The following is a 23272-nucleotide window of genomic DNA, read 5'->3' on the forward strand; positions in this document are numbered from 1 at the left end:
TTTAGTAACAGTAAACCAAATGTAATCTTTACGATTTATTCGCCAACTGCCCGCAGGCGGCATCTATATCTTTACCACGGCTTTTACGGATGCGTGTGGTCACGCCATGACTTTCCAGCAGATGCATATACATTTCAAGTGCCTCTGTTGAAGCTTGCTGAAACTCTCCGTCATCGATTGGATTGTATTCAATAAGATTTACTTTGGAAGGAATGACTTTACTGAATTTTAACAGCGCCCGCGCATGTTCTTCCGTATCGTTAATACCTCTCCACACAACGTACTCGTAGGTTACTTTGCGTTTTGTTTTGTCATACCAATAGCGAAGTGCATCGGCTAATTCATCCAACGGGTTTGTATCATTTATAGGCATGATAGACGAACGAGTTTTATCAAGGGCCGAGTGAAGTGATACAGCTAGGTTAAACTTCACACCATCGTCTGCCATCTTCATAATCATCTTTGCTATACCCACGGTAGAAACTGTGATTCGCTTCGATGCCATGTTCAAGCCTTTCTGCGAAGTAATTTTTTCAATCGCAGAAATTACGTTCGAGTAATTGAGCAACGGTTCGCCCATACCCATGAAAACTATATTTGTAAGCGGACGACCAAAAAACAATTCCGATTGTTCCTTGATAGCCACTACCTGATCATATATTTCGTCAGGAGTTAAATTACGTTGACGCTTTAATCTTGCCGTAGCGCAGAATTTGCAGGCGAGACTACATCCTACTTGAGAGGAAACGCATGCAGTGATTCTTTTTTCTGTAGGAATTAGAACCGACTCCACTACCATGCCGTCAAAGAGCGTAACGGCATTCTTGATTGTTCCATCCGAGCTACGCTGCATGTTGTCAACCTTGATGTGGTTGATCGTGAAATGTTCCTTCAGCATATCGCGTAAGCCAATGGAAAGATTCGTCATCTGGTCAAAGCTCTTGGCAGATTTATTCCAGAGCCATTCATAGACCTGCTGAGCCCTGAATGCTTTCTCCCCATGCTGCACGAAAAATTCCTTTAATTCGTCCAGTTTAAGCTTCCGTATATCGCGTTTTGAAACCGTCTCCACCATAACAAGAGCAAAGGTACGGAAGAAAGTTTTAACCTTTCATGCCCGAAGGGTGCTGTCGTGAATCAAAAATATCGGTTATGTAAACCGATTCATTTTCAATATAATAAAATGATTTTATAGGGACCTTCGATCAATCTGCGATGATGTTTTGAGAGATGGGTGAGATAGTCTTCTGCCTGCCCTAAAAATTGCCGCGTCTTAAGTGAATCTATCTTCGCTAAAATACCTTCCGCTATCTCTTCTATCTTTTCTTCGGGAACTCCCTGAAATTTGAGGAAGTCAATTGAACGTTTAAAATTTTCTCTTGCCTGTAACGTAAAAACAATCTTCACCTAACGTTTTTGTTTTATATAACCTTTTATAAAGTCTCGAAATTCATCCATCGTATATACTCTGCCTTCTTTAATATCTTCTTCTGCTTTTAATGCACGCGCAGTCATGGTCGCCTTTATCTCTGCTTCCTTTTGTGCTTTTTCCAGAATCTCATACACATTGTTCAGAATATCCGGATCATTCTGTACCTCCACCAATTTCTGAATCTCACTTTTAATTTCTGCGACTTTCATAGTATAAAGGTATTACTTAATTCGAACAAAAATTTTTGTTTCGCATACGCGCGATGCATTTGAAATGATCAGTGAATCGGCACTGAATTTTTCTACCGTAAAGCTCTCCAGTATAGTATGCGATTTTTTATCCAGGAAATGTAGAGCATCGCTATTGAACTTATACATAAACGATTTCGAGTTATAGGATTTGCGCCTGCTCACAATCTTGGTACTCTCTTCCGCCATGTTCTTTTCCTTGAATTGAATTACCTGCGGTATAGCACCCGACATACTTTTCATTTCATCTGCCACTTCCTGCATGCCGGTATTGTCGTCACTGGCATCAACATCATCCTCCAGGCAACTGGTTTGTTTTACCAATTGCCATTTACCAACAATGGATTGCGCCCGCCCCATACCATGAATGGAACACAGTGCGAACATCAGCATAAAAAGAATTATGGGCGATTTCATAAGCGTCAGGTTTATATCAAAAATACTCAAAATTCAAGCCACTAACTTTCATCATTCAACAGCTTTTGAAAACTCACTTTATTGCGCGAAATTCCGCCCCTTCAGAAAGCAAATATCAATATGGCAAAAAGTAATGCAATTGTAATTACCGGTGGATTCCTCGACACGGGTAGCACAAAAACCGCTCACGGGCTCATCCGTGGCACAGATCGATTTAATATTGTTGGCGTCATCGACAGTAAACATCCGGGTAAAGATGCCGGTGAAGTGCTGGACGGGCGAAAACGAAATATTCCGGTCTATGCTTCACTCACCGATTTTATGACGACAGCGCCTGTGAAAGCTACACATTGCGTAGTGGGTGTTGCTACAAAAGGTGGTGTTATTCCAGATTCACTTCGTGTCGTACTGAAAGAGGCATTGGAGAGTGGATATAATCTTGTAAATGGTTTGCATGAATATATATCAGATATACCGGAGTTGGCAGAACTTGCCCGACAAAAAGGTTTAGAGATTATCGATGTGCGCAAGCCTAAGAAATTTAAGGACCTGCATTTCTGGACTGGCAAAATTAAAGAAGTGAAGTGTCCGAAAATTGCTGTGCTCGGAACAGACTGTGCTTTGGGTAAACGTACTACTACGCGCTTCCTGGTAGAAGCAATGCGTAAGGCTGGGTATAAAGCAGAGATGATTTATACCGGCCAAACAGGTTGGATGCAAGGTGCTAAATATGGTTTTGTTTTCGATTCAACATTAAATGATTTTATCTCCGGTGAAATGGAACACGCTGTTGTTACCTGTTACCAGGAAGAAAAGCCAGATATCATTTTTATTGAAGGACAATCTTCTCTTCGTAATCCCAGCGGACCAGCAGGAGCGGAGTGGATTGTATCGGCCAATGCCGATGCCGTTGTATTGCAACATAATCCGGCTCGCAAACAATATAAAGATATGGAGTATTACCCTGCCTATATTGCTGATCCGAAAGATGAAATTGCATTGATCAGAATTTATGGAGCACCTACTGTTGCACTCACGATCAATACCGCGAAGATGAGCGAACAGGAAGCTCGTGCATATGCCCGCGAGTATGAAACACAACTGGGTATACCAGCAGTGCTTCCACTCGAAGATGGTGTAGAAAGTTTAGTACCTGTATTTGAAGAACTGATCAAGAAAAGTCTTGCGCAGGTTTTATAACAACGATCCATTCAAAAATAATTATAATGACGAAGATTAAAGATGTAAAAGTTTGGAGCGTAGATCTGGGCAACACCAAGCCCTATACCATTGCTTTTAAAACAGTAGATGAAGTGCGAAATGCATTCGTTGAGATTACGCTTGACAATGGCTTAACAGGCATTGGTTCGGGTAACCCTAGTGAATACGTTGTAGGCGAAACACTGGATCAATGTCTGGAAGCATTGGAAGAAAAAAACCTGGAGTTCCTCATCGGTCGTGATATCCGTGAATTCAATCAGCTGACGTTTGAGGTATGGAAGAAATTTCCGGAGAATCCTTCTGCGCGCGCTGCGCTGGATATAGCTCTGCACGATGCTTTTACAAAATACCTTGATATACCACTTGTTAAATTCTTAGGACAAAAAATAAAGAAGCTTCCTACATCCAATACCATTGGTATCAAGAATGTGGAGGAAACTTTAAAGGAAGCGCAAGACTATATCAAGCGTGGTTTTAAAGTATTGAAAGTAAAACTCGGACATAGCCTGGACGAAGATGTAGAGCGATTGATGAAGCTGCGTGAGCAACTCGGCAATGCTGTTGTTATTCGTGTGGATGCAAACCAGGGATATACTGTACACCAGACTATAGAGCTATACGGGCGTGCTTACGATTTGAACATTGAATTGATCGAGCAACCTTTGCCTGCACACGACATTGCTGAAATGAAAGGTCTGCCGAAAGAAGTAAGAAATGTATTGGCAGCAGATGAATCGTTAATCACACCAGCGGATGCTATTGAACTGGTAAAGCCTCCCAAGGCAGCTGCCATTTTTAATATTAAGTTGATGAAGTGTGGAGGTATAAGTCAGGCATTAAAAATTGCAGATATAGGGCTTCACGAAAACATCGATCTTTTCTGGGGATGTAACGATGAAAGTATCGTGAGTATAACCGCTGCATTACACGCTGCCTATTCGTGCTCAAACACCAAGTATATAGATCTGGATGGAAGCCTTGACCTGGCACGCGATGTTGTGAAGGGCGGCTTTATATTGAAAGACGGGTATATGTATTGCTCGGATAAGCCGGGCCTCGGAGTCGAGAGAATTTAGGAAAAGCTATAGCCGATGATTGGTATATAAATCATCGGCTATAGCTTTAATGATTACTTCACATAGTGAATGTTGCCGTCCTCTTTGAAATATTTCTTGTGTAGCTTCTGATACTTTTCCTTGTCGGCTGGCTTTATTTCTTTGCCGTTAATCTCGATTGTACCATCATCATTCCAATTCAAGTTCTTGATCTTTTCACCTTTCTTGAGATAGCCATCTTTTATTAATTGCTGTTGAAGTTCTTCTTCAAAGTGCTTCATATTATTTTCAAGAACTTTCATGTTCGCTTCAAGTTCCTTCATTTGTTTTGCCTGTGCCTCTTCCCAACGCTGCATATCTTCATTCCAACGTTTCATATTTTCTCCTTGCATAGCTAAAGCCTGGTCCATTTCACGAAGCGCTTCTTGTTTGACAACGTGGGCTTGTTGTTGTTCACGAAGCGCTTGTTGACTTTCCATTACACTTTTTTTCATTTCATGTTGCATCCGTTCTGCTTCAGCACGAAACTCAGCTTCATTTTCAAATTCATATTTTACTTTGATATCCTTCATCATTTTCTCAAAATCCTTCTCATGGGATTTATAAAAGTCACCAAAATTTTCTTTGAAAGAGTTTTCGAACTCTTTAGCAAATTGATCCCAGTTATTATCTCCCCAGGTAATTACAGGTACCGGTATACTATCCATGTGAAAGGTGAAATCAAATGGTGCTACAACTGGATCTGGGAAAGCAGCGAATGCTGGAAAGTCTGGAAAATCCGGAAAGTCTGGAAAATCCGGGAAATCGGGAACAGGTGGTATAGTAAGCGTTACATCAACAGGTTCAACTACTGGGCGAAGCTCTTCATCTCCTTCGAAAATCTCTTCGGCTTCTTCATGTGGTTCTCCATTCTCATCAACTGTAGTGATTGTTTTTTTGGAATAGCGGGCTGTCTTATTTTTGTTCTTGATCGTTGTGTCTGCCTGTGTAATTTTTTCATTCGGAGAGTCCTGAATGGTTTCATCTCTATAGGCACGTGTCATCGTAATCCACGATGCGCATACAAGTCCGATGGCTACTAATGCGATGGGAATAACGCGGTCGCGGCCTGAATAATTTTTTACTGATTTTTCCATAAGTCTTTTGATTCGGTTCAATAACTGAGTTTTATTTTCAGCAAGTGATAAGGCTACACCTGCCTGGTTAAGTCTGGCTTCTTCCAATTGTACCAAGGCTGAAGTATAGGCACGCACGTTACCTGTTCTGGTTACTACGGCATCATCGCAGCAGTGCTCGCGCTCATCGCGAATGATCGAAGAGATCATCCATACAAATGGATTGAAGAAGAGAAGTGCTTCAATAAACATCTGTATTAGATTCACGATATAATCATGTCTTTTTATGTGAATGAGCTCATGCAGAAAGATTGTTTCAAGTTGTTCTGTAGTAAGGCCTGTTAACATTCCGGTTGGCAGAATGATGAGTGGCTTAATATAGCCCAACACAACCGGTGCATGTACACGCGCAGATTCGGAGAGTGCTATAGTATATCGGATGTTTAGTGCACTGGCCATTTCTTGCAAGCGAACATTCCAATCGGTGTGAATCGGTAAAGATTCTTTCCGCAATACCGATACATATATACTGCCGCCAACAACACGCATCATAAAGAGCAACGCACCGGCAATCCAGGCGGCAACAAACCATTTCATGTTCGCTTCCATGAAATATAGTGTGGTGGCTATAAAACTATCCGGTGATTGACTTACACTGCTTTGAAAGGAAGTGAACGAGAATGTATAAGGTGCCGCGATAGGTGCATCAGCAGTATATACATATAGCTTTGTAAAAGTTACAGCCGTTGCCAACACAATGCATAAAAGCCCCGTGAGGGCAATCCCATATCTATAGCCTGATAATTTTGAAGGGACTATCTTTAATGAAAGCACCACTATACCCGTAATAATCAGCCCTTGCCAGAGCGAGTGTACCAGTGTCCACCCTAGAGCTTCTATAAGTGAAGACGAAAGAAAGTCAGATAGATTCATACATCACCTCCTTCTAATTTTTCAAGATATTTTTTGATCTCGCGTAGTTCCTCTTTGGAAGATTTTTTATTCCCCAGGGCACTCATCACAAGTTGTGCTGCAGAGCCCTGAAAGACAGTACTAATCATTTTGTCAAGAATCTGCTGCCGCGTATTCTCAAGTGAAGGCACTGCACTATATAGATGCAGCTTGCCATTCTTTTGGCGTGTCACCAGACCTTTTTCGTGCATGATCTGCATAAGTTTCAAAATGGTAGTATATCCATTTGAATCTTCGCCACCCATGGCTTCATGAACGTCTCGTACCGAAACAACAGAGCCCTTTTCCCACATGATCTGCAAGATTTCAAGCTCTTTTTCGGTTGGTTTAATGTTTTTCTTTGACATGATACGAATATTTTCGTAGACAAGTTTAGGAATGATTATTCACTCCCGCAAGTGTTTTACGAAAAAATTCGTAGATAGGTTCGAAATTTTTTTTCGGAGACCTTAACGCTCCTATATGGTAAGCTCTCAAGAAAAAGATAATCACGAAAAGCGCGACTGTCGTTGTCTATATATTATAGATAAAGACTCGTACAAAAGATCAACGTGTAGATTAAATCCCGGCTTCGATTTGAAAACGCAGTTGCCAGTTATTGTGATCTGCGTTGGTGCCAGATAGCCAGGTGTTGGTTTCATAGGTAAGATCGCTTTGCAGTTTCAGACGATGACCACGTATATATTTACTTACCCCCATAGTATACTGCTGTATCTTTTCTTCCAGTAATTGTATATCGGTATCAGGTCGTACCTGTGAGTAACGTCCAACGAGTTCGAAATTATTCTTGAATAAATAACTTCCCTGAAAGTTTTGTCCGTGTCCCACGTATACAAAGCGTTGATCACCATCTTCATTTGTAGTGATGGGATTCGGTGTTGTGCGTCTTAAGTATTCCGCGGCAAAAGCCCAGCCATTATATTTGATAAGAAAGTCAAACATGTTGGTTTGAATATCACGTGACTCATATAAAAATTTTCCAAGTTGTCCACCTGTACGGATGGCGTTTTGATTGTTGGAATATGTAAGGCCAAAAGATACTTTCGGTTTTGGTTCGCGTGCAAGGTCACCTTCAAAGTAATCGCCACCATTGGTGAATTTACCAAACGGAAGAAGCTCAAGCCTGCCGGTATAGGCAAGCCCGCGATCTGAAGAGGTTATATTTCTTCCATCACCGGAAGATATAGCACCACGCACAACATACGCGAGTCCTTTGAATGCGTTGTTATAGTATAGCTGAAGACCGAAATCACGATCGATGTTGAACGTTGAATTTACGATAGAGCGATCCGGAAGTTGTAAATCTCCGGATGAATTAACACGTTGACGATTTCCGGGGAGTTTGGTTTGACCCAGGCCGATCGAAAAATGTTCGTTCACACTATATTGGATCATGGCATCACGAATCACATTTGGAAAGCCGGTGTCATCGTAATCCATATCTGAGCGCGTAAATGCAAGTTGAATCAGATAGGTGAGCCTGGTGGTATATATAAATCCATCCAGACGAAGACGAAGTCTCCGTGTTCTCGCTTCCACACTGGCAATGTCCAGATCACTTTCACTTTCAGAAACAAGCGCGAGCCTGTTCTGCATTCTGAAACGGATGTTCAGCATGAAGAGACTATCGGGTGAGGTTATGCCAAGTCCTTTACCATATGTAAAATAAGGTGACGGAGAAATTACCGGAGGATTAGTCTGGCTGAAGCAGGATGTGGAAACTATAAAAAATATGATCGTGACGAGCAGCGCACCTTCTCTTCGTTGTTTCATGAGAGTAAACTTTGGCGCGAAGATAATAGAAAAGAAAATAACTACTTTTTCTCTGTGTAAAGGTGATCGTATCTTCTCTTTAGGAGTGGATATAAAGCTACGGCTGCAAGAATAATCAACGTGCCCAGATAAAAATTGATGCCCATCTTTTCCTTGTCTTTAAAAATGATCATCGCCATCGCGATGCCGTACAGAGGCTCGAGATTTAGTGACAGCTGCATCATGAACACGCTGATTTTTTTCATCAGCTCAACAGCAACGGAATATGCATACACCGAGCATACCCCTGCGAGTATAGCTATATACAGGAAATCAGTTAGCGAAGGAACGAGATGTAGCGTGTGATCGGGAGCCCATGTATTCTTATACACAGGAAGGAACAGCGCCAAGGTTAGGAACACCCCGATCATTTCATAAAGTGTAATTGTGAAAGCAGGGATACTGCGCACAAATTTAGCGTTGAAAACGGAGAACAACGCAGACGTAAAGCCAGCGAGTATGCCGAGCAGCAATCCAAACTTATAGTGAAAATCGAATGAGAATATAATATATAGTCCGGCGATGACGACAAGGCCAAGCAGCAGTTCAAATTTTTTAATGCGCGTGCGATTGAATAATGGCTCAAGCAACGCGGCCCATAGCGAGTTCGTTGCAAACCCAACAAGACTCACAGATACATTCGAAACACGAGCCGAGCCAAAGAACGCAACCCAATGGATGGCTACTATAGCTCCGATCAACAAAAGTTTTATCAATTCAACGCGGGTTACTGCGAAAGTTCCCTTCGTGACAGCGATAACGATACACATGCCGATCGCTGCGAGCAGCGCGCGGTATAAAATCATTTCCACTGCAGGAATTGTAACGAGCTTACCGAGTATAGCAGTGAAGCCCCAAAGAAAAACTATAAAATGAAGTTTGAAATAATCGTTACGGGAAGCCATTAACGCGGAACGTATTTATACATGACAAGCGATATTATACCGAAGATAATGTTCGGTATCCACACAGAGATCTGAGGAGGCAGTGAACCATTTTCCGCAAACGTCCGGAAGAGTGTAAAAAATAAAATGAAGATAAAGGACAGCAGGAATCCTAGTGCAATTTGTAATCCTGTTCCACCACGGCTTTTACGCGAAGACACTATAACTCCCATGAATACCAATATAAAAATAGTGAAGGGCGAAGTATAGCGTGTATAGCGTTCAACTTCATATACTTCAATTCCGGTTGAGCCACGGGAGCGGAGTGTCTTGATATATTTATTCAGCTCATTCAACGTCATGCCATCGTATTTACGATAGTCACTCTCAAATTCTTTGGGATGAATTACCAATGCCGTATCCATGGTTGCTCCGCTTTTTGTTGAGTCAGCGACTGTTACGCGCTTCGATGTCTCTAATCCCGGAGTTGACTCCGGCCCACTGGTCTTTTCGAATATACTCTGTATTTTATGAAGGCGCCAATCACGCAAGGTCCATTTCTTTTTTGTAGTGTCCCACTCCACACGGTTCGCGGTAAGCTTCTCGATCATCTTATTGTCTTCAAACCGCTCTAAGGTAAACTGATAGCCTGTGTTATTTGTGTTGTTGTAGCTCTTCATGTAGAGGTATACATCCGGGCCAACCTGTATATGTATATTTTGTTTGTCGTAGTAATATTTATTCTTCAGGTATTGTACTTCAAAAGCGAGTTTCGATTTGTTTGAGTTTGGTATAATCCATCCGTTCAATACGAAGCTTAAAATCGCAATCACGAATGAGCCCATGAAATACGGAAGCATCATTCTTCTGAAACTTATACCGGCACTTAAAATGGCAATTACTTCCGTGCGCCCCGCCATGCGCGAGCATACATATACCGTGGCTATAAAAATGGTGATTGGTGTTACAAGACTTCCGATCCACGGAATAAAATCAAGGTAGTACCCAAAAATTTGTCCGGAGGTAAGTTGCGCTTTTGCAAACTTATCCATCTTGTCGGTCATATCGATAACCGAAATAACGGCAAGCAAAATCAACACCACGAAGAAGAACGTGCTTAAGAATTGCTTGAGAATATATTTGTCGAGTAACTTCATGTATAATGATAATCGATAGTCTGCAGTCAGTAGCTATATAATAAACGTCATGTTAACCCAGACTATAGATTTTACTACAGTCGTTGAGAAACCGTTTTAACCATTTTATTCTTCCATGCAGCAAAGGTTCCTGCCTCAATTTGTTTTCTCGCTTCCTTTACCAGCCAAAGGTAGAATGTAAGATTGTGGATAGAAGCAATTTGTGCGCCCAAAATTTCTTTGTTGATAATTAAGTGGCGTAAATATGCTTTTGAATGGAACGTGCTCACGTAACCACCCAAGGCCGCATCGATAGGTGAAAGATCATCCTTCCACTTTTCATTCCGGATATTTATAATGCCTTCCGTTGTAAAAAGCATGCCATTGCGTGCATTGCGTGTGGGCATTACACAGTCAAACATATCGATACCCAAGGCTATACATTCAAGAATATTTTCAGGTGTGCCGACACCCATCAGGTAACGCGGTTTTTCTTTAGGAAGAATGCTGCACACCAAACTCGTCATGGCATACATGTCTTCATGAGGCTCACCAACCGACAATCCTCCTATAGCATTGCCTTGCTGATTTTGTGATGCTATAAATCCGGCTGACTGTTCGCGTAAATCTTTGTATACACTTCCTTGTACGATGGGAAACAATGCTTGTTCATAACCATATTTTGGCTCTGTAGATTGAATGCGGTCTACACAACGTTTCAACCACTGATGGGTTAATTGCATTGAACTTTTTGCGTAAGCATATTCACATGGATACGGAGTACATTCATCAAACGCCATGATGATGTCCGCTCCTATAGTTCGCTGAATGTCCATCACATTTTCAGGTGTGAAGTGATGCTTTGATCCGTCAATGTGTGATTTAAACGTAACACCTTCATCAACAATTTTCCGGTTCGCTGCAAGAGAGTATACCTGGTATCCACCGCTATCGGTAAGTATAGGCCTCGACCACCCATTGAATTTGTGAAGACCACCAGCTTTTTCGAGTATGCCGAGGCCTGGTCTTAAATAAAGATGATATGTATTTCCTAAAATGATCTGTGCTTGTATATCCAGTTCAAGTTCACGTTGGTGGACTGCTTTAACAGATCCTGCTGTACCAACGGGCATGAAAATAGGTGTTTGGATTTCCCCGTGATCGGTTTGAAGAACGCCTGCCCGTGCAGATGACTTGGGGTCGGTTGCTGTAAGTTGAAATTTCATAGCGCAATTGCGCTGCAAAAATAGAATAATCAGTCCGACTAGCTACACAAGTTTCAGGTTTACGACTTTGATTTCAGCCGTGAACCTGAAACCTTCAGTTAATGAATGCCTGATCCGAGATAAGAATCAACGTTTTGCTGTGTAATGACTTCCAACGGGAAAAGATCGGTACCTGGAGTTCCCTTCTTAAACATCAGGTGATTTACGAGGTGACTGATCCCCAACGATGCCTGGCGTTTAGGATTCTGGTTGATCAGAAAATCAATGATGCCGCTTTTCAGGTACTTCATGTTCTCTTCCAGAATATCATATCCCACCAATCGAATATCTCTCTTGCCCAGCTTCTCTAAAAACGAAGCTGTCACGGCAGTGCCTTTTGATGTGCTTACAAAAATTCCACGCAGCGAATTGTCTTGCAATAATTGCTCAAGCTGATTGTTGAAGGAAGGATCTTTTGGATTCAGAATAAAGTCGATGATCGTAAAGTTGATTTTGCCCTTATCCTGAAAGTATTCGCGGAACCCTTTTTCTTTTTCTAACAAATGGACAGAGTCATGTATATCTTCATCAATATGGAGCACTGCCAATGTACCCGGTTCATGTTGACCGAAGTGAAGAAGTTCAGCTCCCACACGTCCGCTCTGGTATAAATTCTGGCCGATAAAACTTAGCGGGGCAGCTTCTGCTATATTGGTGTTAAAAAGAACGTACGGTATATCTGTCTCGCGGAAGAGCTCAAATATAGGGAGTGCTTCATGATAGAATATAGGAGCGATCAGTATTCCATCAGGCTTTGCTAAATATACCTGGTGAGCCGTTTTCTGAAATGAGCTTTTATCAAGAAGGTCAAATAAAAATAATTCTACTTGTATACCGTATTGTGCCCACTCGGTTTGTGCTTGCGTGATACCCAGGTTTGATTGCGCCCAATATGGATCTTGTTTGGGATCCGGAAGCAATGCCGCGATTCTATAATTTTTATTAGAGCCGAGTGTACGTGCAATCAGGTTAGGCTTGTAATCAATTTGCTCCATCACCTCAGTGACCTTTTTCAAAGCCTCCGGTGAAACTCTGCCACGGTTATGCAATACACGATCTACCGTACCTACGGAGACACCCGCCAGCTTGGCAATGTCTTTAATGCGGATATTTTTGTCGACCATATTCAAAAAACTCTCATTTTAAGTTTTACTCGAAAACGTTACCAAAATACGCTTTTTCTATGTTTTCGAACACAAATTAAATGTGTGCGCACACATTTTAAAAATTTTCTTGCTTTTATTTCTTTCATATTATACTTTGGATGTACGAATTCACTGTTGGAATATTCTGAAGACATGAATTCCGGCAGAAGAAAGTTTTTTTACCCAAACCCAAACCAAAATGAAAAACGTTTACAAACTCAGTTATGCTGCCTTTCCAGGCAGTATGACCAATAACCTCGCAGGCATCGCCTTCTTGGGGGTATCGGATTCTCCTTAGTGATTCAGATTTTCTCAAAAAAAAGAGGTTCACGGTACTTCATCGATTAATCCACAAGCTTTCTATCCGATAATAATTGAAACAATACCTTCAATAACCCCTTGCAGGGTATAAAAAAAATACTCGATGTACTTTATAGGTTAGAGTACATTTGGTTTGGTTGAGTCAGTAGGGTAGGGTGGTTCCTGCCCTACTTTTTAAAGTCGCTCAACCTGTTTTATGTTCGGGATTTGAATCGCTGTGATCTATTCTACAGAAGTAGTAAACACCGTAAGGTGTTATCGATGAAGGAAACAGGAAATTTATTGTGTTATGATGGATTGATGATGTATGGCAATATTGCTATTGCAGTACGATTATATAGTGCATTGTATCGCTATAATTTTTCTCTCTGGTTTTCTTTTCTTTAATAGTCAATTATATATAAAGGCGTTTGTCGGATTGTGATATACATAATCTACTGATGTCTTGATGTAAAATTGAGTGAATCCAAGAACTGTGCTTGCGCATCTTCCACCATATCAAGAAAATAGTGTGCTACACGAACTGGCACTCGGGAGTGAGTCTGCTTTTAAACAGCTATACGATCGTTACTGGCAAAGTATATATAAAGTAACGAAGCGTTATACGAAGTCGTCTGTATTGGCGGAAGATATAGTTCAGGAGATCTTTTCCACGTTGTGGAACAAACGATCTGAGTTTACTGAAGTGCTACATCTGGAATATTACCTGATGACCATGGCACGAAACCTGACCTATAAAACGCTTCGTAAGCTGGCTTTTGAAGAACTCGCGAAAAGTAAATTTACTGAGGAGAGCATTCTCGTTGATAATACGATGGATGATTTGTTACTCGAAAAACAATATGAACAACTCTTGCAGCAAGCTGTAGGACTATTGCCTTCGCAGCAAAAGCAGGTTTTTCAACTTGCTAAGGTTGAGGGGCTGAGTCATGAAGCAATTGCCAAGCAGTTGAATATTTCAAGACTGACTGTAAAAACTCACATGGCAAAGGCATTGCAATTTATTCGCCATTACCTGCAGCCACACGTGGGTACGTATGTACTACAGTTTGTTTTGTTCCGGATTTTAATTTCATAGCAGTAGATTACTTTCAGCGCGACTTGTAAGTAGCTACTAAAGATATAGTATCCAGCGGATGACATTTTTTTCATCTGATGGCACCCTTGTGATCTGTTACATAAGGATATATACCTCTGTGCTTATCCATAAATTTTCGGTCAGGCATCCTTTTTCGAAATTTCTTAAAAATATTTTCTTCCTCACTACACCTTCGCCCATCCTCAAGTACTCTTTAGTAATGTAGGCGCAGTCAACTTGATTTGAACCTATAGATGTCCCAAAGGGAAACTTTATTACGAATCGCCCATGAGCAACCTAGACGACCTGATACAACGTTACCTCAATAATACTGCGTCTGATGAAGACCGTGCTGCACTGAAGGCGATGATTCAGTCAGAAGAATGTGAAGCGCAAATAAAGAATACTATATCTGAAGATCTGCGGGTAGAAATGCTGCAAAAGCGATTACCAGATTTGGAATCACAAATCAGATCAGAAGCAATATACCAGCGAATTCTGGCGACCCGCGCGCAAAGTGAAGCTGAGAAAATGTGGGTGGAGCGCGAAAGTCAGATAGAAGCACCTTCAACAGGTAAATATCTAAAACGTGTTTGGTATGCAGCGGCATCTTTCGTGGTGCTCACCACGGCGAGCGTATTGCTCTATACACAGTATAAACAAACCCAACAGCCCACAGCATTTATTGATCAGCCTTCCGAACAATGGATAAAGATTTCGAATTCAGGCACCGCATTGCAAAAAATAGCTTTGAATGATGGAAGCGTCATCTCTCTGGAGCCGGGAAGTGAAGTGCGTTATCCTGAAAAGTTTGATGCAAAACGCGAAGTATATCTTTCAGGGGAAGCGTTTTTTGAAATAGCAAAGGATGCTGCGCATCCGTTCCTGGTATATACCAATGAAGTCACCACAAAAGTATTGGGTACAAGTTTCAGAATAAAGGCGCGTCAACAATCAAAAGAGATTGTTGTAGCAGTAACCACTGGCAAAGTTTCAGTATATGCGAAGCCTGCTGGTGCTGGATTCCTGAGTAAAAGCGTACAGGAAGTAACACTCACACCAAACCTTCAGGCTATTTATAGTCGCAGTGATCAAAGTGTAGTAAAACAAATTGTTGAAAGTCCTAAAGTTATAGCACCACAATCTTTACCTAAAGATTACTATACCAATACGCAGGTGGTACAGATCCTGAGTGAATTGGGAAAAAGCTACGGTGTAGAGATTAAATATGATAAAGAAGCACTGGCGAATTGTACGCTGGTATCCGATGTAATGGATGGCGAAGGTCTTTATGACCAACTCGAAGTTATATGTCACGCACTCGGTGGCAGGTACTCGATAGAAGGTACTGCCATTGTAATTGAAGCGGGTGGTTGCAACCAAATTGATGTTAAACCTTAACCTGAGAAGCCTATGAGATAAAGCTTACAGATATACCTATAAAAAAACAGGCCGATGATGTTACGAGCATCACCAGCCTTTCAGGTAAGCATGATAAAATCATGCACCATAGTTTTTGCCCTTTTCAAAACAAAAACATTTCAATTTATGAATAAACCTAAACCGGTTCAAGAAACATTACTGTTTCTTATGAGAGTTACATTAATCCATATTCTCCTGACAACCTTTTCAATGGCATTTGCCTACGCGGTAGATACCATGGGGCAGGAGGTACTTAACAGAAAGATCACTCTGGATGTTGAAGGTGAAGATTTTCAACAGGCATTGATCAAGATCAGCGAGCAGGCTAAAGTAAAATTTGCCTATAGCCCCGAGCTGGTTCAAGATCAGAAACGCGTAACGCTGCATGTTAAAGATGCAAAGCTTACGGAAGTACTCGCTACATTGCTTGGCCCCGAAGTAAACTATAAAGTCGTAGGAAAACGCATAGTGCTTCGTCCTGTAAGTCAGGAAGGCGGAAACGAAAATGGAAAAGATTCTGCACCACGTTCCACTCCCATTCCCGTGGCTGTGTCTGGTACGGTTAAAGATGCCACGGGGCAACCGCTCCCGGGAGTATCTATATTACTAAAAGGTACATCTATTGGTACATCTACAGATACTGAAGGTAAATTTACAATCAATGTAAATTCAGAGAGTGATGTATTGGTAATTTCATTTATTGGTTATGCTACACAAGAAGTTTCTGTTCAAAACAGAACTACCATAGATATAGTATTGCAAGAAGATGTTACAGAATTAAATGAAGTTGTCGTTACTGCATTGGGTATTGAGAAAGAAAGAAAATCACTTGGATATTCTGTTACAGAAGTAAAAGGTGAGCAACTTACACAGGCTCGTGAAGTAAACGTAGCAAACTCACTGGTTGGAAAAATAGCAGGCGTAAATGTTAGCTCCGTTGCGGGTGGTCCTGGTGCTTCTACAAGTGTAGTAATCCGTGGCGCTTCAACACTTACAGGAAGTAATCAACCACTCTATGTTATAAACGGTGTACCGATGAGTAATGAGAGTGCACAGTTGGTTGGGCGCTGGGTAAATGAAGCGGACCGTGGCGATGGTATAGGGAATATAAACCCGGATGACATTGAGACGATTTCTGTTTTGAAAGGCGCTGCCGCTGCTGCACTATACGGATCGCGTGCAAAAGCCGGAGTTATTCTGATCACTACGAAGAGTGGTAAAGGTGCTGGTAGTATAGAGCTGAATTCAAACTATGTAGCAGAGTCGGTAATGGATATGACTGACTGGCAATATGTATATGGTTTAGGCTCTAACGGAACTAAACCCGCAACGCAAACAGCCGCACTTGACGCAGGTAACAGCAGTTGGGGAGCAAAACTTGATGGTACCCCTGTAATTAATTTTGACGGAGTATCTCGTCCGTACACTGCACACAAAAATAACCTGGAAGATTTCTATCGTACAGGAAGTACATTTACAAATACACTATCTTTTAGTAAAGGATTTGATAACGGAGGAATTCGTTTATCCGCAAGTGATCTTCGTAACACTTCTATCTTGCCAAATGCCGGACTGAAAAGAAATTCTTTCAACGTATCGGTGAATTACTCTCCGGTGAAAAGATTTACAGTAGATGCACGCGCAAATTATGTTCTTGATGATGTAGAAAACAGACCATTGCTTTCGGATGGTGCAGGCAATGCTAATTTCCAGGCAATGTTCCTTCCTACAAGTATGGATATTAATGATCTGAAGCCCGGAACAAAGGCTGATGGTACAGAGCTGGTCTTCTCGAATAACACCTATGCAACAAACCCATGGTTTGCAGCAGAGAAATTTGTAAATGATACCAAGCGTGAACGATTCATCGGTTCGATGACGATGCGCTATACATTTGATAACGGTTTCTTTATTCAAGGCCGTGCAGGACGTGATTCTTATACCGATCGTATAACGAATATTTTACCTTCCGGAACAGCCTACCTTCCTATAGGAAGAATAACAGAGACTACAACAAAATTCTATGAATTGAACGCTGATGTTTTAATTGGTAAACAATTTAAGGTAAACGAAGATTTAACGATCACACCTAATATAGGGGCGAACTTGCGTAAACAGGATGCTGAGACATCAACATTGATTGGTAATGATCTTGCTGTTCCGTTTACCTATAGTATAACCAATGCAAAAAATAAAACTATAAACTATACCGACTTTAATCAGGAGATACAATCGGTATATGGAACATTGGAATTAGCCTATAAGAATTATCTGTATCTAACCGTAACAGGACGTAACGACTGGTTCTCTACATTGGCAGTGCCGGGTGTAAATTTATCAGCTTCTGCATTGGATATTTTCTATCCTTCAGTAAGTGGATCATTTGTGTTTTCTGAGTTAATGAACTTTGGACAAACATTTACTTTCGGTAAAATTCGTGCAGGGTATGCTAAAGTAGGACAAGCTACAGATCCATATCAGACCGTATTGAACTATGGAATTGATGGACGTACTGTAAATGGTTATCCGATTGGTACCATTATCAACACCGCGATTCCGAACAGCGAGCTGAAACCTTCACAGGCAAGTGAAGTTGAAATAGGAACAGAGTTAGGCTTTTTGGCTAATCGTGTACGGTTAGACCTCACCTGGTATAATAAAAAATCTACCGATGAAATTGTAAAAGCTCCTGCATCCATTACATCAGGCTATACTTCGGTTGTACTGAATATAGGTGAATTGAAAAATACCGGACTTGAAATGTTGTTAACAACAGTGCCTGTTCAAAAAACAGATTTCAAATGGATTACATCACTGAATGGATCGGTTAATAAAAATGAAGTTGTTAAGCTTGCAGACGGGCAAGAGTCGTTGGCAGTAGGTGAATCGCGCAGTGGTAATGGTTTCACTCAGCACATTGTAGGAAAGGCAGCGCATCAGATTATGGCGTTCGATTATTTGCGTGATGCTGATGGAGAAATTGTAGTAAATGCCAATGGTGTACCACAAAGAGGAGAGTTGCAATCTTACGGTTCAGCGTATCATAAATGGACAGCAGGCTGGAACAACGAATTTTCATACAAGCAATTTTCAATGTCGTTTCTGATCGATGGTAAATTCGGTGGTAAATTATTCTCTGCCACAGACTACTATGGCTATCAATTCGGATTGCATAAAGCTACACTTGTAGGAAGAGAAGAAACTTTCGGTGAGAACAATGCTTCATCACAACGTTACTATGGCGATCTTTCCAATAACGTATCTTCTATTTTTGTGAACGATGCAAGCTTCATCAAATTCCGCCAATTTACTTTGGGATATACTATACCCGGGCAGGTATTTAACAACGTAGTAAAGAGCGCTACAATAAGTTTTGTTGCCCGCAATTTATTCATCCTGATGAAGAAGACAGATAATATAGATCCAGAATCTAACTTCTCAAATTATGCTCCCGGTCTTGAGTTAGGTGGTGTACCTCCTGTGCGCACCTATGGTTTCAACCTGAATGTGAAGTTTTAAGAAGTAAAAATTATTATCGATCAACTATGAAAAGAAAAATTCTTACTTATATATCGCTGGTCTTTGCAGGTGCTTTGATCACAACAAGCTGTACAGACGATTTCGCAGATACAAATACAGACCCTACGGCCTATAGCCCTGCGAATTATGAACCCAACTATCTTTTAACTGCATCGCAGTTGATGTATACCGGTAGTTCTGATAACGCTTATGAAACATGGAGGGGGAACTTGATTTATTCTTCTACCATGATGCAGCAATTGGCAACCGGAATCGGCTACTGGGCTGGTGATAAATATATACTTAATCCAGATTACGCAGCAGCGTATTGGGATAAAGCATATCCCGATCAGGTGAAGCCAGCAGTAGAGCTCGTTCAATTTACCAAGGACAATGAGAAGTATAAAAATCTTCATCAGATAGGACGAATCATGCGCGCAATGATTTTGGCACGTATTACCGATCTCTATGGTGATGTTCCTTACTTTGATGCCGGCATGGGATACTACAGTAAAAACTATTTTCCGGTGTATGATAAACAGGAAGATATATATGCCGATTTACTGAAGGAAATAGAGGAAGCTACAAATCTGCTGGATGTAAATGCAGATGCTCCGATTGGTGATATAATTTACGAAGGCGATATAGAAAAATGGAAGCGCTTCGGAAATACATTGCTGTTGAGAACCGCTATGCGCTTGACAAAAGTTGCTCCTGAAACTGCGAAGCAGTACGTTACAAAAGTGCTAGGCAAAACAATGCAAAGCAATGACGATAACGCTATCGTTCGACATGACGCTACAGGTTCATGGACAACACAAAACAGAAACAGTATTGTTTTACTGAAGGGTCCTGAAAATCAAAATGTGAAACTCTCTCAGTCGTATATCGATTTCCTGAAGAACAATGATGATCCACGTCTTGAAGTTATAGCGGTAACCAATCCTACATTTGATCCATCTGGAAACGCTATAGGTGGAAATGCAGATCCTGCGGCTCAAAAGGGAATGCCAAACGGATATGACTTAGGTGGCGTGCGACCTATATCTGGTGCTCCAGGCTATACGAGTATAGCAGATTATTCAAGCTTAAGTCCAAGTCTCTTAAGTCTTGATGGCCCCACTTTCATTCTTACTTATGCAGAGTCAGAGCTTTTGCTTGCAGATGCTGCACAACGCTGGGGTCTAGGTGGTGATGCTGAAGAACACTATAACAACGGAGTGAAAGCCGGTATTACTTATTTCAGTCAATATCCAAATGTTGGTAGTTTAGAAGCTGCCGCTGATGAATACCTGGCCGATCATCCGTACGTTGCAGCGAATGGACTCGAAATGATCAATACACAATTTTGGGCAGCAACACTTTTAAATGGATATGAAGCTTGGTTCAACTGGAGAAGAACAGGATTTCCGAATCTTACACCTGTAAACTATCCTGGCAATGCCACAGGTGGAAATATACCGCGTAGATTTCCGTATCCTATATCAGAGGCAAATAACAATCCTATCAACTATAAAGCAGCGCATGATGCTGTTTCCGGTGGAGACAATCTCTCTGGTCGTGTTTGGTGGGACAAAGAATAGGACATGATTTGTTAACGGTACTTTAAAATTTGCTAACCGTATTAAAAGAGAGCTCTTTGCTACTAGCAGGAGCTCTCTTCTTTTAATAGAAATGATGTTCGATACCGGACTAATCAATTCAATAATACAATCCATGTTGTATCGTATACCGAAAGCTAATTGCTTAATTTCTTACGTCCCCTTTTATCCTAAAACTGGCCTTTTATCTTTGTGACTTTCTAAATCAGAAGTCGCTTGCAGATCATAGTCATTATTTTTTCAGCCATCATAGGGATACAAGTCATTTATCTTCTTGTATTCCTGATTGCATTTTCGAAAAAACGCAGTGCAACGCAGACTCAACAGTTGCCTATTTCTATTATTATATGTGCTCACGATGAAGAACAGAACCTTAAAGAATTGGTTCCTCATCTGCTGGCGCAGGATTATCCAGACTTCGAAGTGATCATCATCGATGATCGTTCCAACGATAATACATTCGATTGGCTCTTGGATGAAACCAAAAAAGACCACCGCCTGCGAATGGTGCATGTTAATCGTACACCACCACACGTGAATGGTAAAAAGTATGGAATCACACTCGGCATAAAAGCTGCCAAGTACGAATGGATTTTATTGTCTGATGCCGATTGTCGTCCCAAAGGAAATCAATGGCTTAACACGGTAAGTGCTCACTTGGGTGAGTCAACAAGCTTCGTGTTGGGAGCATCGCCTTATGAAAAAGCTCCCGGCCTTCTCAATGTGTTTGTCAGGTTTGAAACACTGCTAACCGCTATACAATATTTTTCTTTTGCGTTATTAGGGAATCCTTATATGGGCATTGGCCGTAATATGGCTTATAGAAAGTCCATGTTTTTAGAGAAGAAAGGATTTAATAACTTTTTAAATGTTACAGGTGGTGATGATGATCTGTTTGTCAATCAGCATGCTACTGGTAAGAACACACAAGTTGTTATAGGACTTGAGTCGCTGGTATATTCCCTTCCCAAAACAACTTGGTCATCGTTCTTCAATCAGAAGATCAGGCATTTATCCGTTGGCAAGCTCTATAAATTCCAACATCGTTTCCTGCTTGGACTTTTTGTTTTCACCTGGTTATTAACTTGGTTCATTGGTATTCCACTGGCGTTTGTGCCGGAACTAACCTATATCGTATTGGGGGCGCTTGCTTTCCGTACAATTTTCCTTGCGCTGATTGTAAATTTTACCGCTAAAAAGATGGGACAGCGGTTTGAAGCATGGCTGGTGCCCTTTTTAGATTTTATTTACGTCTTTTATTATCTTGTCACCGGCCTCACAGCGTTAGTGTCCAAAAAAGTACGATGGAAGAATTAGAAGAAGAAGAAAGTAGATTTTCGTCAAAAGCACTGGAAGATTTCCGTTTGATTGACATGGCCGTAGAAGGCGATGACGCTTCATACGCGAAACTGATGCAACGGTATAAGCGTCCGGTATATCACATGATCCTGAAAATGGTTCGTAATGTTGATGATGCCGAAGATCTTACTATCGAGTCTTTCGCGAAAGCTTTCAGAAGTCTTCATCGCTTTAAAAAAGATTTCACATTCAGTACGTGGTTGTTTCGAATCGCCACCAACAATACCATTGATTTTATCCGTAAGAAAAAACTGAATACACTCAGTATAGAAAATACATTTACAGACGATGATGGTCAATCCGTTTCGATCGATGTTGAAGATGAAAACCTCGATCCGCAGGAAGAAACCATCAAGGCACAAAAGGCTGAACTCATCCAGGTATTTGTAGATAAGCTTCCGGCCAAATATCAGAAGTTGGTACGCCTCCGTTACTTTCATGAATTATCGTACGAAGAGATTGCTGTAGAACTGGATGCTCCGCTGGGAACTGTAAAGGCGCAACTTCACCGTGCACGCGAGCTCATGTTTGAGATGGTGAAGAACAAGCGCGATCATATTTAATACATTCTTTCATCTTCGATTTTGTGGATACGCCATTGCAAGGAGCCGAGATTATATTCCATTATTTCCCTGAACTTTCGGAAAAACAAAGAGACCAGTTTTCGCAGCTCTTCGATTTGTATAAAGACTGGAACGAGAAGATCAATGTGATATCCCGCAAGGATGTTGATAATCTATATACCAACCATATACTACATTCCCTGGGTATAGCAAAAGTGATGGCGTTTAAACCGGGTGCTTCTATTCTGGATGTTGGTACAGGTGGCGGATTTCCAGGTATACCATTAGCTATACTTTTCCCGGAGACAAATTTTCATCTGGTTGATTCCATTGGAAAAAAAATCACCGTTGTAAAAGGTGTAGCAGAAGGTATAGGATTAAAAAATGTGAGGGCCGACCAGATCCGTGCCGAGCAAATTAAAGGCGAATATGATTTTATTGTAAGCCGTGCCGTTACCCGGTTAAAAGAGTTTTACGGTTGGATCCATCGCAAGACCAAGCCTCAGTCGGTGCATCCGCTCGACAATGGCATACTATATTTAAAAGGGGGAGACCTGGATGAAGAGTTGGCCGAATTAAGAAGAATCCACCAGGTCTACGATCTTTCTGATTACTTCCGGGAAGAATTTTTTGAGACTAAAAAAGTGGTCTACGTTCCGCTGTAAGCGATTTTTTGAAGGTTAATCCCGGCTGGGTCCTATAGAAAA

The 23272-nt window shown here is 41.3% G+C and carries 20 protein-coding genes; 9 read left to right on the forward strand and 11 right to left on the reverse strand.

Features of this window, described 5'->3' with window-relative positions; genetic code table 11:
- Positions 1-28: 28 nt before the first annotated feature.
- The 4 genes from rlmN to B5Y40_RS00925 form a co-directional block, all read right to left on the reverse strand.
- Positions 29-1075, reverse strand: coding sequence for a dual-specificity RNA methyltransferase RlmN (gene rlmN, locus B5Y40_RS00910; RefSeq protein ID WP_394333173.1), 1047 nt, complete (start codon positions 1073-1075; stop codon positions 29-31).
- A 95-nt stretch (positions 1076-1170) separates the two neighbouring features.
- Entirely contained in the window at positions 1171-1407 is a 237-nt protein-coding gene (locus B5Y40_RS00915) for a hypothetical protein (RefSeq protein ID WP_079684833.1), read from the reverse strand.
- Positions 1408-1641, reverse strand: a complete 234-nt coding sequence (locus tag B5Y40_RS00920) for a hypothetical protein (RefSeq protein WP_079684834.1) — start codon at positions 1639-1641, stop codon at positions 1408-1410.
- 12 nt (positions 1642-1653) lie between these two features.
- Complete coding sequence (locus B5Y40_RS00925) at positions 1654-2097, reverse strand: DUF2147 domain-containing protein (RefSeq protein WP_079684835.1); 444 nt, start codon at positions 2095-2097, stop codon at positions 1654-1656.
- A 120-nt stretch (positions 2098-2217) separates the two neighbouring features.
- Here B5Y40_RS00925 and B5Y40_RS00930 point away from each other — a divergent pair, with 120 nt between their 5' ends.
- Positions 2218-3297, forward strand: coding sequence for an N-acetyltransferase DgcN family protein (locus B5Y40_RS00930; RefSeq protein WP_079687039.1), 1080 nt, complete (start codon positions 2218-2220; stop codon positions 3295-3297).
- Between the two features lie 26 nt (positions 3298-3323).
- Positions 3324-4394, forward strand: a complete 1071-nt coding sequence (locus B5Y40_RS00935; RefSeq protein WP_079684836.1) for a mandelate racemase/muconate lactonizing enzyme family protein — start codon at positions 3324-3326, stop codon at positions 4392-4394.
- Positions 4395-4447: 53 nt separating this feature from the next.
- On the opposite strand, the gene B5Y40_RS00940 is transcribed toward B5Y40_RS00935, so the two are convergent.
- The 7 genes from B5Y40_RS00940 to B5Y40_RS00970 all read right to left on the reverse strand — a co-directional run bounded on the left by B5Y40_RS00940 (position 4448) and on the right by B5Y40_RS00970 (position 12681).
- A complete protein-coding gene (locus tag B5Y40_RS00940; RefSeq protein ID WP_079684837.1) occupies positions 4448-6421 on the reverse strand; it encodes a M56 family metallopeptidase in 1974 nt (657 codons plus the stop codon).
- Positions 6418-6807 (reverse strand): BlaI/MecI/CopY family transcriptional regulator, encoded by a 390-nt coding sequence (locus B5Y40_RS00945; protein ID WP_079684838.1) that lies wholly within the window; start codon positions 6805-6807, stop codon positions 6418-6420. Before B5Y40_RS00945 ends, B5Y40_RS00940 begins: the two co-directional genes overlap by 4 nt.
- Positions 6808-7018: 211 nt before the next feature.
- Complete coding sequence (locus B5Y40_RS00950) at positions 7019-8233, reverse strand: porin (RefSeq protein WP_079684839.1); 1215 nt, start codon at positions 8231-8233, stop codon at positions 7019-7021.
- A 41-nt stretch (positions 8234-8274) separates the two neighbouring features.
- Positions 8275-9177, reverse strand: a complete 903-nt coding sequence (locus B5Y40_RS00955; RefSeq protein WP_079684840.1) for a DMT family transporter — start codon at positions 9175-9177, stop codon at positions 8275-8277.
- Positions 9177-10313 carry an LptF/LptG family permease gene (locus B5Y40_RS00960; protein ID WP_079684841.1) on the reverse strand — a complete coding sequence of 379 codons (1137 nt, stop codon included), beginning with the start codon at positions 10311-10313 and terminating at the stop codon, positions 9177-9179. Before B5Y40_RS00960 ends, B5Y40_RS00955 begins: the two co-directional genes overlap by 1 nt.
- Positions 10314-10387: 74 nt before the next feature.
- Complete coding sequence (gene tgt, locus B5Y40_RS00965) at positions 10388-11518, reverse strand: tRNA guanosine(34) transglycosylase Tgt (protein ID WP_079684842.1); 1131 nt, start codon at positions 11516-11518, stop codon at positions 10388-10390.
- A 98-nt stretch (positions 11519-11616) separates the two neighbouring features.
- A complete protein-coding gene (locus B5Y40_RS00970) occupies positions 11617-12681 on the reverse strand; it encodes a LacI family DNA-binding transcriptional regulator (protein WP_143785555.1) in 1065 nt (354 codons plus the stop codon).
- Between the two features lie 802 nt (positions 12682-13483).
- Here B5Y40_RS00970 and B5Y40_RS00975 point away from each other — a divergent pair.
- The 7 genes from B5Y40_RS00975 (at position 13484) to rsmG (ending at position 23230) form a co-directional block, all read left to right on the forward strand.
- Positions 13484-14101 carry an RNA polymerase sigma factor gene (locus B5Y40_RS00975; protein ID WP_079684844.1) on the forward strand — a complete coding sequence of 206 codons (618 nt, stop codon included), beginning with the start codon at positions 13484-13486 and terminating at the stop codon, positions 14099-14101.
- A gap of 288 nt (positions 14102-14389) precedes the next feature.
- Entirely contained in the window at positions 14390-15502 is a 1113-nt protein-coding gene (locus B5Y40_RS00980; RefSeq protein WP_079684845.1) for a FecR family protein, read from the forward strand.
- 189 nt (positions 15503-15691) lie between these two features.
- A complete protein-coding gene (locus tag B5Y40_RS00985; protein WP_159453575.1) occupies positions 15692-19042 on the forward strand; it encodes a SusC/RagA family TonB-linked outer membrane protein in 3351 nt (1116 codons plus the stop codon).
- A gap of 26 nt (positions 19043-19068) precedes the next feature.
- On the forward strand, positions 19069-20625 hold the full coding sequence (locus B5Y40_RS00990; protein ID WP_079684847.1) for a SusD/RagB family nutrient-binding outer membrane lipoprotein: 1557 nt from the start codon (positions 19069-19071) through the stop codon (positions 20623-20625).
- 234 nt (positions 20626-20859) lie between these two features.
- On the forward strand, positions 20860-21960 hold the full coding sequence (locus B5Y40_RS00995; RefSeq protein ID WP_245840450.1) for a glycosyltransferase: 1101 nt from the start codon (positions 20860-20862) through the stop codon (positions 21958-21960).
- Positions 21948-22565: an RNA polymerase sigma factor gene (locus B5Y40_RS01000; protein WP_079684848.1), complete on the forward strand. Its 618-nt coding sequence runs from the start codon at positions 21948-21950 to the stop codon at positions 22563-22565. The genes B5Y40_RS00995 and B5Y40_RS01000 overlap by 13 nt, the downstream gene beginning before the upstream one ends.
- Positions 22566-22588: 23 nt before the next feature.
- Positions 22589-23230 (forward strand): 16S rRNA (guanine(527)-N(7))-methyltransferase RsmG, encoded by a 642-nt coding sequence (gene rsmG / locus B5Y40_RS01005; protein WP_245840451.1) that lies wholly within the window; start codon positions 22589-22591, stop codon positions 23228-23230.
- Positions 23231-23272 lie beyond the last annotated feature (42 nt).

The organism is Ohtaekwangia koreensis, from assembly GCF_900167975.1.
Lineage (GTDB): Bacteria > Bacteroidota > Bacteroidia > Cytophagales > Cyclobacteriaceae > Ohtaekwangia > Ohtaekwangia koreensis.